Here is a 14,191-nt window from a genome sequence, read left to right as displayed (position 1 = left end):
AAACTAAAATGTAATCAATAAAAAAGAATTATATTAGTGTTTATTTACTAAAGCTCTAAATACAAATAATTCTTTATATTCAAAGGTATTTATATGGGAATTTTTATTAAACTTGAAATTGTTCCAGATAAAATTAGTTTAGATTCTTGGAACTCAACTTATAAAGAAGCTGTTAAATTAATACAGGCATATCCTTTTTTGGATATCGTGTCGCAAGATTTAGATAATTGTTCATGGAATTACGCCGACACACCAACAGAAACACCTATTCAATATTGTCAAAACAATATAGGATTTCGATTATTCGGTGACTTGATTACCATGCATACTACAGAAAGCTTTGAATTAATTAAAAACTTAAATTACTATCGTGAACCACAATCAGAACACAAGTGCAAAGATATATTACAACTATATACCGATAATCTACAAGGGATAAAAACTGTTTTTAATGATAAAACACAAGGGTATGATTATCATCAATATATTTTAGCTATAGCCTGCTTATTGGAAAACAGATTACAACCATATGCATTAGTTTTAGGGGATATTTCCAAAGGACAGATGGAAGCTGCGGTAGAATGGGCAAATAGTATATTAGAACAACCCATACAAATATCACAACGAGCTAATCAGGAAATATTATTAACTAGAATAAAAAAACTTGTTCCAAATGAGTTAGAAGCTTTAAAAATATTTATGGAAGCAACCTTAAATGAAAAAGACAAACAACTAGGTTGCTTTATAAAAATGAACTTTGCTAAAAACACTATAATTAATTATTATATTGAGGAAATAACACAATATAAAGTAGGCACTTTTGGATTTTCCGATAGAATAACCGAATATTTTAATTTGGGTAACGACTTAACCGATCTATGTGATATATGTATAACAAAAGATAGTTCCCCAGAAATTATAAGTAGCTTTATTAATAAAATATTTGATTTAGGAATTCATCTAGATACCGATAATAACCAACGCCTAGCACAAGCACAATTAAAAGAAGTACGAACTCTTCATACCGATAACCCAAGTTCAAGAATTCCAGATACTATCCAGTCATTATTCGGTAAGTTTTTATTTACTATGGCAACAAGTAATAGAGGACAAACCGATATATACATACCGTTAGATAAGGTAATAGAAATTTTTAAAGAGAAATTCGGTAATTTTTGTGATGTTGACACTATAATAAATAAATATTTTGATCAAACTCATAAGGAACAAGAATTACATTCTACTACATTAAGCACCCCTCCCTTACCAAACGAAAAAGAATATACTATCGAAAACTATGATATTGAAACATTAGATGATTTAATACTATGGAAACCGGGCTTTACAATACGTCCTGCATTAGAAGCATTTATTTTAAGAGTAAAAGAATTTATAGAAAAAGACATTTCTGAACTTACGGCATCCTCATTAAAAGAAGTTAAACAGGATGATACAAAAAATATGATGCGATACCTAATTAAACGTAATAAGTTTTTCCTTATACTAAAAACGAACTGGGATTATATAGAGGAAAAAATAGAGGATTTTAAAGTTTTTATTAGAATAGCAAGTATTCTCTCTATAGACGCTAGTGAAGTTAATATTAATCGTTTATGTAAAAGTCTAATAACACTAGTCTTCTTGAAAATTTTATATTAGATGATTTAAGAAAAATATAGTAAGTATGAATTTAATCCTATTGTCTGTATTTTTATGGCATTTCTATCTATCTTTCAGTTAAGAATGCATATGTAAAAAATAATTTTCAAGTTGACAATTTTTTGCTTACTTCATAATATCTAAGCTCAATTTGATAAAGGTAAATTTATGCGTTCAGCACTTATAACTTCTATATTAGTAGCTGTAGCTTTTTCTTAACAAGTGCTTGTAATACAATGCAAGGTGCAGGTCAAGATATGCAGGCAGCTGGTAAAAAACTTGAGGACTCGGCAGAAAGAAATAAGCTTAAAAAAGGTTGCGGCTGTCACTAAAATATACTTGCCGTATAATGTCATTCCTGCGAAAGCAGGAATCGGTGCTGTCTCACTAAGTGTGTAAATTTCTAGGATAGGTTATATTAACAATAATATAATTTATCAGGAATAACATGAGTAACAGTAACCAAGAGAAGATAAAACAAGCAGTAGATTTGCTAATAGATAAAGATACTGATTTAACGAGTTTTTTTGCCAAAGACGGGATATTAAAGCAGTTAACTAAAAATATATTTGAAAGAGCCTTAAAAGCTGAGATGGATGAACATCTTGTCTATAACAAATATGGCAGGATAGAGACTAACAATAGTAGAAATGGTGTATGCAAAAAAAGCCTAATTACTGAAGGTAGAGTATTGGAACTTGAAGTACCACGTGATAGAAATGCTGAATTTTCTCCTGTACTAGTGCCAAAGCGTCAGACTAGGATTGATGGATTAGATCAGAAGATATTATCCTTATATGCTAAAGGGATGAGCCTCTCTGACATTAAGATTCAGATTCATGAGCTATATGGTGCAGAGAACAGTGAAAGCCTTATTAGTCGGGTTACCGATAATGTTATGGATGAGGTCAGGAGTTGGCAGAATAGGCCTCTGGAAGCCATATATGCTATAGTATATTTTGATGCACTTATAGTTAAAGTACGTCAAGATAAGAGAATTATCAATAAGGCAGTATATGTAGCTTTAGGTGTAGATTTAACCGGAAGGAAAGATATTTTAGGCTTGTGTATTAGCGAGAATGAGGGAGCTAAATTTTGGTTAAATAATTTTACTGAAATGAAAGACAGGGGATTAAAAGATATCTTAATTGCTTGTAGCGATAATCTAACGGGCATGAGTGAGGCGATATCTGCAGTATATCCACAAACTGAGCATCAGCTGTGCATTGTACATCAAATCAGAAATAGTTTGTCATATGTAAGCTATAAAGATCGTAAAGAACTTGCAGCAGATTTGAAGCTAGTATACAGCTCTATCACTGAGGATGAAGCACTACTGCCTTATCTGATTTTGATATGAAATGGGGCAAACAGTACCCACATATTGCAAAATCATGGCAAAATAATTGGCAGAATTTGATAATTTTTTTACAATACCCAGAAGTGATTAGGCGTATCATTTATACAACCAATGCAATCGAAGGTTTAAATAGTCAATTACGCAAGGTTACTAATAACAAAAGGGGTTTTCCTAACGACGACTCTGTATTTAAGACTTTGTACTTGACAATTGACTATATTACGCGAAAATGGAATATGCCTATCCAAAATTGGGGAGAGGCCATGGCTCACTTTTTGATAAAATTTGAGGGGCGAATTTAATGCCTATTTTAGAATTTACACACTTATTATCCAGAGCCCAGGAAATCCAGCATAAAGCGAGATATATCGAGCTTTTAATTTTAAAAATTTGCTGTATTTATACTTTTTTTTTGGATTCCTGCTTTCGCAGGAATGACATAAGAATCATACCACAACGCCTACATCTACTTACTCTCATTCACTAATCTATATATTTCTTTCTTACTATAAACATCTTTGAATTTGTCATAAGCAAGTTCGGTAGTGGTTTTGCTACTTAAGTTTTTACTTAAGCAAAGTTCTATAAATTTTTCTAAATTTTTTTGTTGGTTTTGTTCTTGTATATTTCCTGAAATCAACAATACTATCTCACCTTTTAAAATATTATTTTGATAGAACTCTATTATTTCATCTATATCCCCTGTTTTTATTTCCTGATACAGTTTAGTTAACTCACGAGCTACACATATTTCTCGGTTTCCTAGTATTTCCTTAGCTACCGATAAGGTGTTTATCAAACGAGGAGCGGTTTCAAAAAAAATCAATGTAGCCTTAAGATTTACTAATTCAGAAAAAATCTTTTTCTTACTTTCTATAGTTTTAGGTAAAAACCCGTGAAATAAAAATCGATCAGTAGGAAGAGCTGATAAAGTTAGAGCAGTAACCGGTGCAGATACCCCTGGTACTACGTCTATATGACAATTAAGAACACACAAATCTCTAACTAACTTATAGCCGGGATCGGAAATTAAAGGAGTCCCTGCATCAGAAATTAAGCTTATTATATTGCCCGATTTTATTAAACTTATGATATTTTCTCTATCTTTCTCGTCACTATGATCATTATAAATTTGTAATTTTGTATGAATGTCATGTTTTGCTAGCAATTTTTGTGATATTCTAGTATCCTCGCATAAGATAATATCCGAATTTTTTAAAGTCGATATAGCACGAAGCGTTATATCTTCAAAATTACCGATCGGTGTTGAAACAATATATAATCCCGGCTTTAAAGACATCTTTCCAAACTTCGCTTCTAGAGGTAATTTAGACGTCGATCCGGTACTCGCATCCTCACGTATGTCTATATACGCTGCGGTGCTGTGTTCCGTGTCTCCTTTAAATCCCTCTCTATAAGCTGGTTTGGAAAGATGTCTAATCATAATTTTTAAATTTTAAGTAATATTATGGCTAGTATAAAACATAAACTACGAATCGTTCTATCATTTTTTTGCTTGATATATTTAACGTCCTGTCAAACTCCTAAAGAAGAACCTATAAGTTTTCCTAAAAAAGAAATTGAGATTGCAATTTTAATGCCAAATCAGGGTCCTGATAGTATTGTCGGGAAACAATATAAAGATTTAATTAAAATAGGACTTAACGACGGGATTAAATCTTACATACATGTTACTTCTTACGACGGTTCAGATGAAAAAAATGTTTTAGCCGCTATGGATAAAATAGTAGCACGTAAAACTAAGATTATTTTAGGTCCTCTATATTCTAACTTTACCTCTCTAATAGCCGAAAAAGCAAAAGCTAATGATATTATTATAATAACCATGTCAAATAACCCGGCTCTTGCAGAAGATAAATTATTTGTATTCGGTCATGCACCTTTAAAACAACTGATACGCATCATCAATTATTACGCAAGTAACGACCATAAAGATTTTATGGCTTTATTACCTAAAGGGAAACATTCACAGACTATTAGTCAAGTAATGCAAAATATATTGATTCAGAAAAATGCATCATTATCACGCACCGAATTCTATGAGGATAATCCTGAATCTATAGCAAAAGCCGCAAGAAATATTTCAGACAATACCGATATTATAAATGAGCGTAGCGATACAACAAAACCGGTTATTTATCTATCAGATGATCCAAAAAATTTAAACATACTTGCCGATAGCATTCGTAAATATAATTTAGATAAAAAAGCTATTTTAATCGGTGATAATCGTATTGATATCGATTACCCTGAAAATATCGATATTAGCTTTACCGGTTCTTTAAATTTACTCAATAGCAACGTTCCGGATAGGGCAAAAGACTTAGGTATTAACCATATGGGCTTCATGCATCTTCTTTCTTATGATTTAGGACGTATGACTGCAAACTATATAGGCAATGAATTTGCATCTGAAAGGTTTCTAAATAGAATGAACAGTAGACAACCTTATATAGGTTTATCCGGTAATATTCATTTCATCGACGGAGTAGCACAGAGACGGTATGACATTATCAGGAAAGAGAATGGTGTATATTCTACTGTTTCAGGGAATTAGGGCGTTGTTGTGTGATTTAGCTTTTTCAGTGTCATACCGCGACTTGATCGCGGTATCCAAAAAAATACACAATTTATGATACTAGTAATTTTAGTATTTTTTACTGGATCCCGTGGTCAAGCCACGGGATGACAAAGAGACATCAAGTTAATTATTTATTTTTATCGTTATCACTACCGTCATCTTTCATGCCATCTTTAAAAGCTTTAAGACCTTTGGCTAAATCGGACATAACTTGAGGTAATTTACCGGCACCGAATAATACAAAAATAATTAATAAAACTATTAATAAATGGCTAAAGCTCATTCCCATGATATTTTTGCTGTATAAGTTAAAATTTTATTATATAAGATATTATAGCTCTAATCTAGGATAAAATAATTAAAGAAATGTTTACTAAAAAACAATTTTCAGAATTTTTTGCTACTTTTTTTTATATAGGGAAAATAAAATACTGTACAGGCACTTTTGGATCAATTGCCGCTTTCCCTCTAACTTACTTCTTAATATATTTTATTGTTAATAACAAAATAATCATTCCTTTCTCAAATCTTACTCTCGGTGAAGCTCAACTTGTCAGTATATTTATTATAAGCTTTAGCCTATGTTTGATACTCTTAATACTCGGCACTTATTTTACTAAAATATATTTAAATTATACAAATTCAGAAGACCCCAAAGAAGTGGTAATTGATGAAGTAGTAGGGCAAATGCTAACTATCGTTTTAGTATTTTTTTCTGCTTTATTTGCTAACGAATCGCATTTAATTAAATATTTTAGTCCGCTAACAATAAATATTATATTACTTTTCATATTACCTTTTTGTCTATTCCGATTTTTTGATATAGTAAAACCCTGGCCTATTAATTGGTTTGACAAAAATATTAAGGGCAGTATCGGCGTTATGCTTGATGATTTGTTAGCCGCAATATTTGCTGCGGTAACTCAATACGCAATTATATTTGTGTTAATAGACATAACATAATATTATCATTGACTAATTTCTAATATAATAATATAATACGACAAATATTTATAAATTTTTAAAGAGATAGTTTTCATGTTCGCAGTTATAAAAGCAGGTGGAAAACAATATAAAGTAGACAGAAATAGTATTATTAAAGTCGAAAAAATTGATGGAGAACTTGGCTCTAAAATTCAGTTTGATCAAATTTTAATGATTGGCGAATACTCAAAGCCTTCTTTTATTGGTACTCCAATAGTTAAAGGGGCTGTCGTTACGGCTGAAATTACTAACCAACTTAAAGATAATAAAATTATAGTCTTTAAGAAAAAGCGTAGAAAAAATTATCGTCGTAAAGCCGGTCATCGTCAAGAACTGACGGAATTAAAAATATTAGATATTACCAAACAATAATAATAACTTAAAAGGAATTATAAAATGGCAACCAAAAAAGCCGGTGGTAGTTCTAGGAACGGAAGAGACTCGGCCGGTCGAAGGCTGGGAGTTAAAAAAGCCGATGGACAATATGTAATACCCGGTAATATTATAGTAAGACAACGCGGCACAAAAATTTATCCTGGAACGAATGTAGGTCTTGGCAAAGATCATACAATATTCGCTTTGATAGAAGGTAGAGTAGAATTTTTAACTAAGCGAAATCATAAAATCGTTAATGTTAAAGAAATTGCAAGTTCTTAAGTATTTTTTTGTAGGCATTGCTCAATAAGTATAGATTTTGTCATTGCGAGCAGTCGTAGACTGTGCGGCAATCCAGAAAATAATTAAAAAAATTCTATAAATCAGAGTTTTTGACTGGATTGCTTCGTCAAAACTTGCAGTTTTTCCTCGCAATGACAGAAGCTTTGAAAAATATCAATAGTTATTGAGCAATGCCTTTTTGCAGTTTGATCTACTATTGTTAAATGGAACAAAAAATGCTTTTTATGGCATTGTTGCGTAGGTATCACTTCGTCATTGCGAGCGAACATAAGCGTTGTTGTATGGCTTGAGAAAAGTATTCGATGTCATTCCTGCGAAAGCAGGAATCTAGAATAAAGTGAGATAAATCAAGCTTTTAATTTCAAACATTTGCTGTATTTATATTTTTTTGGATTCCTGCTTTCGCAGGAATGACATAAAACAAACCACGCTGGCAATGTCAGTAACCTAGATAACAACAAGCAGAAAATTAATTATATAATATTATATTAGGCTTCCTTTAGTTATGGCCTTAATAATTCAAAAGTTTGGTGGTACTTCCGTTGCAAATATTGATAGAATAAAAAAAATCGTTCCTATCATAAAAGCCGAAATAGCTAAAAATAACCAAGTAATTGTAGTAGTTTCGGCTATGGCAGGTGTTACTAATCAACTTGTCACATTGTGTAATGAAGTATCAAGCCTTAACAACATTTCTCAATTTGCAGAATATGATGTAGCACTTTCTAGCGGCGAAATGGTCACTGCTTCATTACTAGCACTCGCTCTTCAAGAAGAAGACATAAAGGCACAATCATTTCTAGCTTGGCAATTACCGATTCTCACCGATAATAATCATAGCAAAGCTTTAGTAGAATCAATTACTACAGATTTACTAGAAAAATATTTACAGTTAAATACCGTACCTATAATAGCCGGTTTTCAAGGAACTAACAAATCCAATAGGTTAACTACTTTGGGCAGAGGAGGATCCGATACTACTGCCGCCTTAATCGCTGCAGCTATGAAAGCCGATAGATGTGATATTTATACCGATGTAGAGGGAATATTTACTGCTGATCCAAGAATTATTCCAAATGCTAAGAAGATAAAAGAAATAGATTTTTTAGAAATGTTAGAACTAGCATCAAGCGGAGCAAAAGTACTACATCCTAGAGCCGTAGAGCTAGTAATGCGGTATAAAATAGATATGCGCGTTCTTTCAACATTTTCACCGAATACAGAAGGTACGTTAATTACTTCAAAGGATAAAAATATGGAGAATGGAATTATTAACAGCATTACTTCTAATAAAAATTTATTAAAAATATCTGTAAAGAGCATTTCTTTAAGTTTTTTGCAAGTTGCAAATATGATTACACAAAATAATAATCATATTGAATTTATGCAAGAGATAAAAAATAATGAAGAATATAGTTTTATTACAAATTTAACCGATAAAAATAATTTACAAGCTTTACTTACTAATTTAAAAAATGATAAGCAGATACAAGATTTTACTTTTGATGCCGAAATTGCTACAATCTCTCTTATTGGTTATGGGATTAAAAATGATTGTAAAGTACTTGAAACGATATTATCAAATTTAACGAAAAATAATATAAATGTTAACATGATACAATTATCAGAAGTTAAAATTACCTTATTAATAAATGATCAAGATGCAGAAAAAACAATTTTTAATTTATATAATCTTTTTAAAATATCTTAGATTCTGCATCTGAAATTTAATTTATATCTTAAGTTATTTTATATTAAAATTATAAGATTTTGAAAAGGCATGGTTTCTATTTCAGAAAATTTTATAATTTGTGACAAAAAAAGTTAAAATAGATTAATTTAAATTTCATATATAAGACCTAAATACTTAATTAAATAGCTTAAATTTATTATTTTCATTATAATTATCTTCTATTTACTATTTATTAGTTATATATTAATAAATAAGTCTAATAGGCTATCTATGAAGTTATTTTAAAGCTAATTAAATTCTTTTTTGCTATGAAATCTCTTTAATTATCAATTAAAATAATTTTATAGATAGCCTCTTAAAAATCATAAGTTCTTATCATTTAAAAAAATTATTTTAACTCTCAATTTTTAGGAGTAAATTTTACAGGAAAAAATAATGAGCGAAGATATAAGGTCAAAAGAAAGATTTAATCGGATTAACGATATATCAGAAACAAATAAAGATGGTCCAGAAGAAATTAGAAATAATTTAAAAAAATTTGTACTGAATATATTAGAAACAGACAATATAACCCCGTATAAGTTAAGTGAAAAAACAGGTACCCATGAAACAGCGTGGAAAAATTTCCTAGATGGTCGTACAAAAATGCCTGATATGGGAGCAATTGTTGCTCTTGCCGATTATAAAAATGTTCCGCTAGATGAAGTAATAGGCAGAGATATAAATAAAGAAAAAAAGATAACGGTAGAAATAAAACAAACTCCGGAAATATCCGCATCTATAGCTAAACTACCAAAAGACATACTTCAAGAAGCCATGCTGATAGGAGAAAAAACTAGAGGATTTATACATAAACCGACAACTAAAGAAACAAAATCTTTTACTGAACAAGTTAAAAATTCTAATAAACCGAAAGGAAGGTCTATCTAAATAAAAATATGTTTTTCAATATTGATCCTAATATAAAACCTAAAACCTTACTTGATATTCTAAAATGGAAAATAACTTCAAAACGACCAAAATGGCCAACAACACTGCCGCTTACTTCCACTGATATTCCACCACAAAAAATAACTGATAATGAGACTATAAGGATATCCTATATAGGACATGTAACCTTTTTAATTCAAATAGGCGGTTTAAATATCTTAACTGATCCGGTATGGTCGGAGGGGTTAGTCCTTTTACTTTTGCAGGACCAAAGAGAATAGTAAAACCCGGCATTAATTTTACCGATTTACCTAAAATAGATATTATAGTAGTAAGTCATAATCATTATGACCACTTAGATATCAGAACAATTAAAGATTTATGGATAAGGGATAAGCCTAAGATTATTACACCGCTAATGAATGACGTAATAATCAAAAAACATATTAGCGATGCAGAAATTATTACCTTGGGATGGGGAGAATCATATAAAGAACAAAATATTTATCTAGAACCAGCCCAACATTGGTCAGCTAGAGGAATATTTGATAAAAATAAAGCATTATGTGGAACTTTTATCATTAAAACTAAGATAGGAGATATTTGTTTTATAGGTGATTCGGGTTATAACAATACTCTTTTTAAAGAGATCGGAAAAAAACATAATATTTTAATAAGCCTTATTCCGATAGGTGCTTATGAACCAAGATGGTTTATGAAACCGGTGCATATGAATCCTGAAGAAGCCGTATTTACTCATTTGGACTTAAATTCTAAATACTCTATAGCCTAGTCACTTTGATGTCTTTCAATTAGCTGATGAAGCCTTTAATGCGGCTCCTTTGGAACTCCGACAAGCTATGAAAAAACATAATATTAATGAAAATAAGTTTATTATCCCTGAAATAGGTAAATTTTTCCTATTTGATTAAAGCATATATAGTCAATTCAGTTGGATTTGCATACAAGGAGCGAGGAGCGAAGCCTATAACTAATAGGAGAGCGACGAGTGACGATGTAGGCGAGTCCAAATCAATTGACTATAAAATAATTATCGTGCCATAATAAACTTAATACCTAAATCTAATTTTTGCCAAATTTTATCGCAAGTAAGAATAGGATAATTTTTAAAGATAGCCAGAGCTATACATGCTCTATCTCCAAGTGATAAACCATAAATTTTAGTTTTATTAATTATATTTGCACTAATTAGTGCTTGCTCAGGACAAAAGTCTATAATTTTGATATCTAATAATTTAATAAGAATTTTTGCAGTTTCTTCCGTTAAGTCTTGTTTTTCTATACAATATTTATAAACTTCAGCAATATTTACGCTTGAAATAACTCCATCTCTCATGTATTTCTTAATCAATTAGTAACCATCTTCTTTAGCAAATAAGGCAATTAGTGCAGAGGCATCAAATATTATTTTGGACATCTTTTACTTCTTTTTTCTTCAATTAAATATCCCTGACGCCTTTCAGCAATAAAATCATCTACTATAGAAATATTTTTATCAATTTGATTTTTGGTAAAAATCTTATGCATCTCATCAATTATACTATCAACGCTAACGATTTTAATTTCACTATTTTCAATTTCTATGGTGATTTTTTCACCCGGATGTATATTAAATCTTTCTCTAATTGATACCGGTATAAGCACTCTACCATGTTGGTCACTATTCTTTCCATATTATAACTCTAAATTAACATTTATTATAATATGTCATTTTTAAGATAATTACAATTTATTACTTATGTTTATTTGCCGTTTTTTAGATCTTTATTTAATATAGTATCCTTACTAAACAACATAGTCATAGAATAAGCAAGTATGGCAAACATACAAAGATATAAAATCGGGAATAGATTGAAATCAAATGATTTTATTACCTTTGCACAAATATAATTAGCAGTACCGGACATTAACATTGAACCGATATTATGTCCTAAACTTATAACACGATAGCGTTCTTTAACTACAAAAGACTTAATAACTATACTATGAGCAAGAGCATTAAAAGGTGCAACTGATGCAGCTAACATTAAACTAGCTGCAAGCCCTAAATTAGTCATTTGATATTTTACTGCTATCACAAAAAATACACTTGCTGTAATAGTACATATAAATGCGATTTTTAATACTGAATTAACTCCTAAGCGGTCGGCAATAAAGCCGGCAATCGGCATGCAAACAGCAAAACATATTACTATTAAGACTGAAAAAGAACTCATAATAATACCGACTGAAGGTAATACAATCGGTAAATATTGCTTCATAAAGATGATCGCAATTTGATATGTTGCTCCAAAACCTCCGGCTAAAAATATTAACCTTGCAATATTTTTCCATTGCTTTTTAATTATAGAGCTAAGTTTTTCAATAGAATCTTGGCTATGATGTGCTTTTTTAAACTCCGGTGTTTCATCAAATTTCCGGCGATAATAAAGAGTTATTAATGCAAGCGGTAAACTTAGTAAAAACGGAATACGCCAACCCCACTCCGGAAAAATATGAGAATTAAAGAAATTAGTTGCACCAATCCCGCATAATAAACCCATTACTCCTGTACATCTAGTTATTGCCGAGGCAGTAAATCGGTATTTTGCTCCTAAATGTTCAATAACATAAATCGCTGCACCATCATATTCCCCTCCAATAAAAATACCTTGCATGAAGCGACATAAAACTAAAATTATCGTACTCCAAACTCCTATCGAAGAATAATCAGGCAATAAACCTATTATTAAGGTAGGTATTACAATACCGATAATCGTAAAACTTAAGGCTTTTTTTCGACCGTATATATCCCCTATACGTCCAAAAATATAAGCACCCATAGGTTTTGATAAATATGCCGCCGCATAAACGGCAAAAACATTTACAAGCTTTGTTAACGGATCAGTACCGGCTGAAAAGAATTTATCGGCGATAATTGCTGCTGAAAAACCATATAAACTATAGTCGTAATATTCAATAATAGTGCCTAAAAAAGCACCAAGAACTTTATTGCTTGATTTTGCTTGTTTCATTTTTTAAAGGTAATACGTCGTTTTTGGTGTCATACGGCTTTGTTGCATGGGTCGAAAAACCTACTCTATGTCATTCTTAGCAACGGCGGGAATCCAGAAAAATAAAATAAATCCAGCAAGTTTTTAAAAATTAAAAGCTCGATTTATCTCGCTTTATGCTGGATTCCCGCGAAAGCGGGAATGACATAGGTATACATGACCGCTTTGACCGTTACTTAAAATCCTTCAAAGACCTTTATGTAAAGGTGGACTTCATATATCTAAACTGAATTAGTATTAGACAGGGACGATGTCCTAAAAGTTAGTGGTAGTCCTAGGTTAATATTAAGCTCACAAACCAAGCAGCCAAGAGCTAATATATCACTTTCCCATTTTACGTGCAAGGTTTTCTAGGTAACTTGCTATAGTAGTTAAGGTTTCTGCGAATTTTTCTTCGTCGGGATGATTTTTTTGAAAGCCGTTTTTATTAAGTTTTTCTGTTAGACTAGCTATTTCAGCTTGAGCATTAAGAGATGCCATAACTAATAATAGCTCAAAAGAGGCTGTGGGACTACCAAGTTTAATTTCCGCTATTTTATCATTCAATTTATTCGCTAAAGATAGTAATTCTTCCTCATCTCCATTATTACAATATAATTGAAAGCTCTTGTTATTTAATGTTACCGTAACAATTGACATAATTATTTTTGCTGTTTTTTTATTTCTTCAAGTTCATTAATATAAATGTTAATTTGATCTAGCATTTTTATATAATTATCTTTTAATTCTTTATTTTCGTTTTGTAATTTTTTAACTTCATTTTGATTATTCGCTTGTGCATGCAATAACTCGTCAAGTTTATGCTCAACTTCTTCCATTAATCTCTTTAATATTTCATTATCCATTTTCTTCTAAGCATTAATTATGGAATGGATGACTTACAATAATAATCGATAACATTATAATAGATATAAGTACTAATTGTTTTTTACGTTTATAATTTATCAATGCCGTAGCTCTTTTATTACTTAATAATTTTTCGGTTTCGTTCTGTTTAGTAGCTTCTATCTGCTCTGCATTTCGATCTTTTACATTAAGATAATCCAAGTATAATTTTAAGTAACCTTTTACGTATACTTCTCCCGGTAAAATATCAAAATCACCCTCTTCTAAAGCTACTAAATATTTTTTTCTAATTTTTAAATCACTAGATACCTGATTTAAAGCTTTACCCGAATCTAACCTAATTTGCTTAAGCATTGACGACATAA

The 14,191-nt window shown here is 30.8% G+C and carries 18 protein-coding genes, 1 other RNA gene and 4 pseudogenes; 12 read left to right on the top strand and 11 right to left on the bottom strand.

Going from position 1 to position 14,191, the window contains the following annotated elements; translation table 11 throughout:
* The first annotated feature begins 93 nt into the window (after nucleotides 1-93).
* The 3 genes and pseudogenes from AC5587_RS00870 to AC5587_RS00860 all read left to right on the top strand — a co-directional run bounded on the left by AC5587_RS00870 (nucleotide 94) and on the right by AC5587_RS00860 (nucleotide 3,321).
* Nucleotides 94-1,659 (top strand): hypothetical protein, encoded by a 1,566-nt coding sequence (locus AC5587_RS00870; RefSeq protein WP_499162548.1) that lies wholly within the window; start codon nucleotides 94-96, stop codon nucleotides 1,657-1,659.
* Between the two features lie 168 nt (nucleotides 1,660-1,827).
* Nucleotides 1,828-1,991, top strand: a pseudogene (locus tag AC5587_RS00865) (entericidin A/B family lipoprotein).
* A 116-nt stretch (nucleotides 1,992-2,107) separates the two neighbouring features.
* Nucleotides 2,108-3,321: pseudogene (locus AC5587_RS00860) on the top strand (IS256 family transposase).
* A 164-nt stretch (nucleotides 3,322-3,485) separates the two neighbouring features.
* Here AC5587_RS00860 and rsmI read toward each other — a convergent pair.
* Nucleotides 3,486-4,319 (bottom strand): 16S rRNA (cytidine(1402)-2'-O)-methyltransferase, encoded by an 834-nt coding sequence (rsmI, locus tag AC5587_RS00855; protein ID WP_499162963.1) that lies wholly within the window; start codon nucleotides 4,317-4,319, stop codon nucleotides 3,486-3,488.
* Nucleotides 4,311-4,469: pseudogene (locus tag AC5587_RS00850) on the bottom strand (palindromic element RPE1 domain-containing protein); the annotation flags it as partial. The gene rsmI and the pseudogene AC5587_RS00850, both read right to left, overlap by 9 nt.
* Nucleotides 4,470-4,487: 18 nt before the next feature.
* Between AC5587_RS00850 and AC5587_RS00845 the strand changes: the two are divergent.
* On the top strand, nucleotides 4,488-5,597 hold the full coding sequence (locus tag AC5587_RS00845; protein ID WP_499162547.1) for a penicillin-binding protein activator: 1,110 nt from the start codon (nucleotides 4,488-4,490) through the stop codon (nucleotides 5,595-5,597).
* Between the two features lie 151 nt (nucleotides 5,598-5,748).
* Here the strand turns inward: AC5587_RS00845 and tatA are convergent, their stop codons facing one another.
* On the bottom strand, nucleotides 5,749-5,910 hold the full coding sequence (tatA, locus tag AC5587_RS00840; RefSeq protein WP_004997483.1) for a twin-arginine translocase TatA: 162 nt from the start codon (nucleotides 5,908-5,910) through the stop codon (nucleotides 5,749-5,751).
* Between the two features lie 77 nt (nucleotides 5,911-5,987).
* On the opposite strand from tatA, the gene AC5587_RS00835 reads away from it, so the two are divergent.
* The 3 genes from AC5587_RS00835 to rpmA all read left to right on the top strand — a co-directional run bounded on the left by AC5587_RS00835 (nucleotide 5,988) and on the right by rpmA (nucleotide 7,262).
* Nucleotides 5,988-6,584, top strand: coding sequence for a phosphatidylglycerophosphatase A family protein (locus AC5587_RS00835; protein WP_499162546.1), 597 nt, complete (start codon nucleotides 5,988-5,990; stop codon nucleotides 6,582-6,584).
* Between the two features lie 75 nt (nucleotides 6,585-6,659).
* Nucleotides 6,660-6,977 (top strand): 50S ribosomal protein L21, encoded by a 318-nt coding sequence (gene rplU / locus AC5587_RS00830; RefSeq protein WP_004997480.1) that lies wholly within the window; start codon nucleotides 6,660-6,662, stop codon nucleotides 6,975-6,977.
* 24 nt (nucleotides 6,978-7,001) lie between these two features.
* Nucleotides 7,002-7,262, top strand: a complete 261-nt coding sequence (gene rpmA, locus AC5587_RS00825) for a 50S ribosomal protein L27 (protein WP_499162545.1) — start codon at nucleotides 7,002-7,004, stop codon at nucleotides 7,260-7,262.
* Between the two features lie 101 nt (nucleotides 7,263-7,363).
* Here rpmA and AC5587_RS00820 read toward each other — a convergent pair whose 3' ends face one another.
* Nucleotides 7,364-7,495 carry a hypothetical protein gene (locus AC5587_RS00820; protein WP_499162544.1) on the bottom strand — a complete coding sequence of 44 codons (132 nt, stop codon included), beginning with the start codon at nucleotides 7,493-7,495 and terminating at the stop codon, nucleotides 7,364-7,366.
* A gap of 293 nt (nucleotides 7,496-7,788) precedes the next feature.
* On the opposite strand from AC5587_RS00820, the gene AC5587_RS00815 reads away from it, so the two are divergent.
* The 5 genes and pseudogenes from AC5587_RS00815 to AC5587_RS00795 form a co-directional block, all read left to right on the top strand.
* Complete coding sequence (locus tag AC5587_RS00815) at nucleotides 7,789-8,994, top strand: aspartate kinase (protein ID WP_499162543.1); 1,206 nt, start codon at nucleotides 7,789-7,791, stop codon at nucleotides 8,992-8,994.
* 417 nt (nucleotides 8,995-9,411) lie between these two features.
* On the top strand, nucleotides 9,412-9,906 hold the full coding sequence (locus tag AC5587_RS00810; RefSeq protein ID WP_410526689.1) for an XRE family transcriptional regulator: 495 nt from the start codon (nucleotides 9,412-9,414) through the stop codon (nucleotides 9,904-9,906).
* A gap of 8 nt (nucleotides 9,907-9,914) precedes the next feature.
* Nucleotides 9,915-10,187: a hypothetical protein gene (locus AC5587_RS00805; protein WP_499162542.1), complete on the top strand. Its 273-nt coding sequence runs from the start codon at nucleotides 9,915-9,917 to the stop codon at nucleotides 10,185-10,187.
* Nucleotides 10,184-10,699, top strand: a complete 516-nt coding sequence (locus AC5587_RS00800) for an MBL fold metallo-hydrolase (RefSeq protein ID WP_499162962.1) — start codon at nucleotides 10,184-10,186, stop codon at nucleotides 10,697-10,699. Before AC5587_RS00805 ends, AC5587_RS00800 begins: the two co-directional genes overlap by 4 nt.
* 146 nt (nucleotides 10,700-10,845) lie before the next feature.
* A pseudogene (locus tag AC5587_RS00795) lies at nucleotides 10,846-10,950 on the top strand (palindromic element RPE2 domain-containing protein); the annotation flags it as partial.
* A 7-nt stretch (nucleotides 10,951-10,957) separates the two neighbouring features.
* Here the strand turns inward: AC5587_RS00795 and AC5587_RS00790 are convergent.
* The 7 genes from AC5587_RS00790 to AC5587_RS00760 form a co-directional block, all read right to left on the bottom strand.
* Entirely contained in the window at nucleotides 10,958-11,263 is a 306-nt protein-coding gene (locus AC5587_RS00790; protein ID WP_499162541.1) for a type II toxin-antitoxin system VapC family toxin, read from the bottom strand.
* A 68-nt stretch (nucleotides 11,264-11,331) separates the two neighbouring features.
* Nucleotides 11,332-11,571, bottom strand: a complete 240-nt coding sequence (locus AC5587_RS00785; RefSeq protein WP_499162540.1) for an AbrB/MazE/SpoVT family DNA-binding domain-containing protein — start codon at nucleotides 11,569-11,571, stop codon at nucleotides 11,332-11,334.
* A 98-nt stretch (nucleotides 11,572-11,669) separates the two neighbouring features.
* Nucleotides 11,670-12,941, bottom strand: coding sequence for an MFS transporter (locus AC5587_RS00780; RefSeq protein ID WP_499162539.1), 1,272 nt, complete (start codon nucleotides 12,939-12,941; stop codon nucleotides 11,670-11,672).
* Nucleotides 12,942-13,133: 192 nt separating this feature from the next.
* Nucleotides 13,134-13,292, bottom strand: a non-coding RNA gene (ssrS, locus tag AC5587_RS00775) — 6S RNA.
* 9 nt (nucleotides 13,293-13,301) lie between these two features.
* Nucleotides 13,302-13,619, bottom strand: a complete 318-nt coding sequence (locus AC5587_RS00770; protein WP_410527358.1) for a cell division protein ZapA — start codon at nucleotides 13,617-13,619, stop codon at nucleotides 13,302-13,304.
* Between the two features lie 2 nt (nucleotides 13,620-13,621).
* Nucleotides 13,622-13,825 carry an RP576a family tick cell line-upregulated protein gene (locus AC5587_RS00765; RefSeq protein WP_011271513.1) on the bottom strand — a complete coding sequence of 68 codons (204 nt, stop codon included), beginning with the start codon at nucleotides 13,823-13,825 and terminating at the stop codon, nucleotides 13,622-13,624.
* A gap of 13 nt (nucleotides 13,826-13,838) precedes the next feature.
* Nucleotides 13,839-14,189 (bottom strand): helix-turn-helix domain-containing protein, encoded by a 351-nt coding sequence (locus AC5587_RS00760; RefSeq protein ID WP_499162538.1) that lies wholly within the window; start codon nucleotides 14,187-14,189, stop codon nucleotides 13,839-13,841.
* Nucleotides 14,190-14,191: the final 2 nt, after the last annotated feature.

This window comes from Rickettsia endosymbiont of Hedychridium roseum, from assembly GCF_964028255.1.
Classification (GTDB): domain Bacteria; phylum Pseudomonadota; class Alphaproteobacteria; order Rickettsiales; family Rickettsiaceae; genus Rickettsia; species Rickettsia asembonensis.
This window is presented reverse-complemented; position numbering and strand designations above follow the sequence as displayed.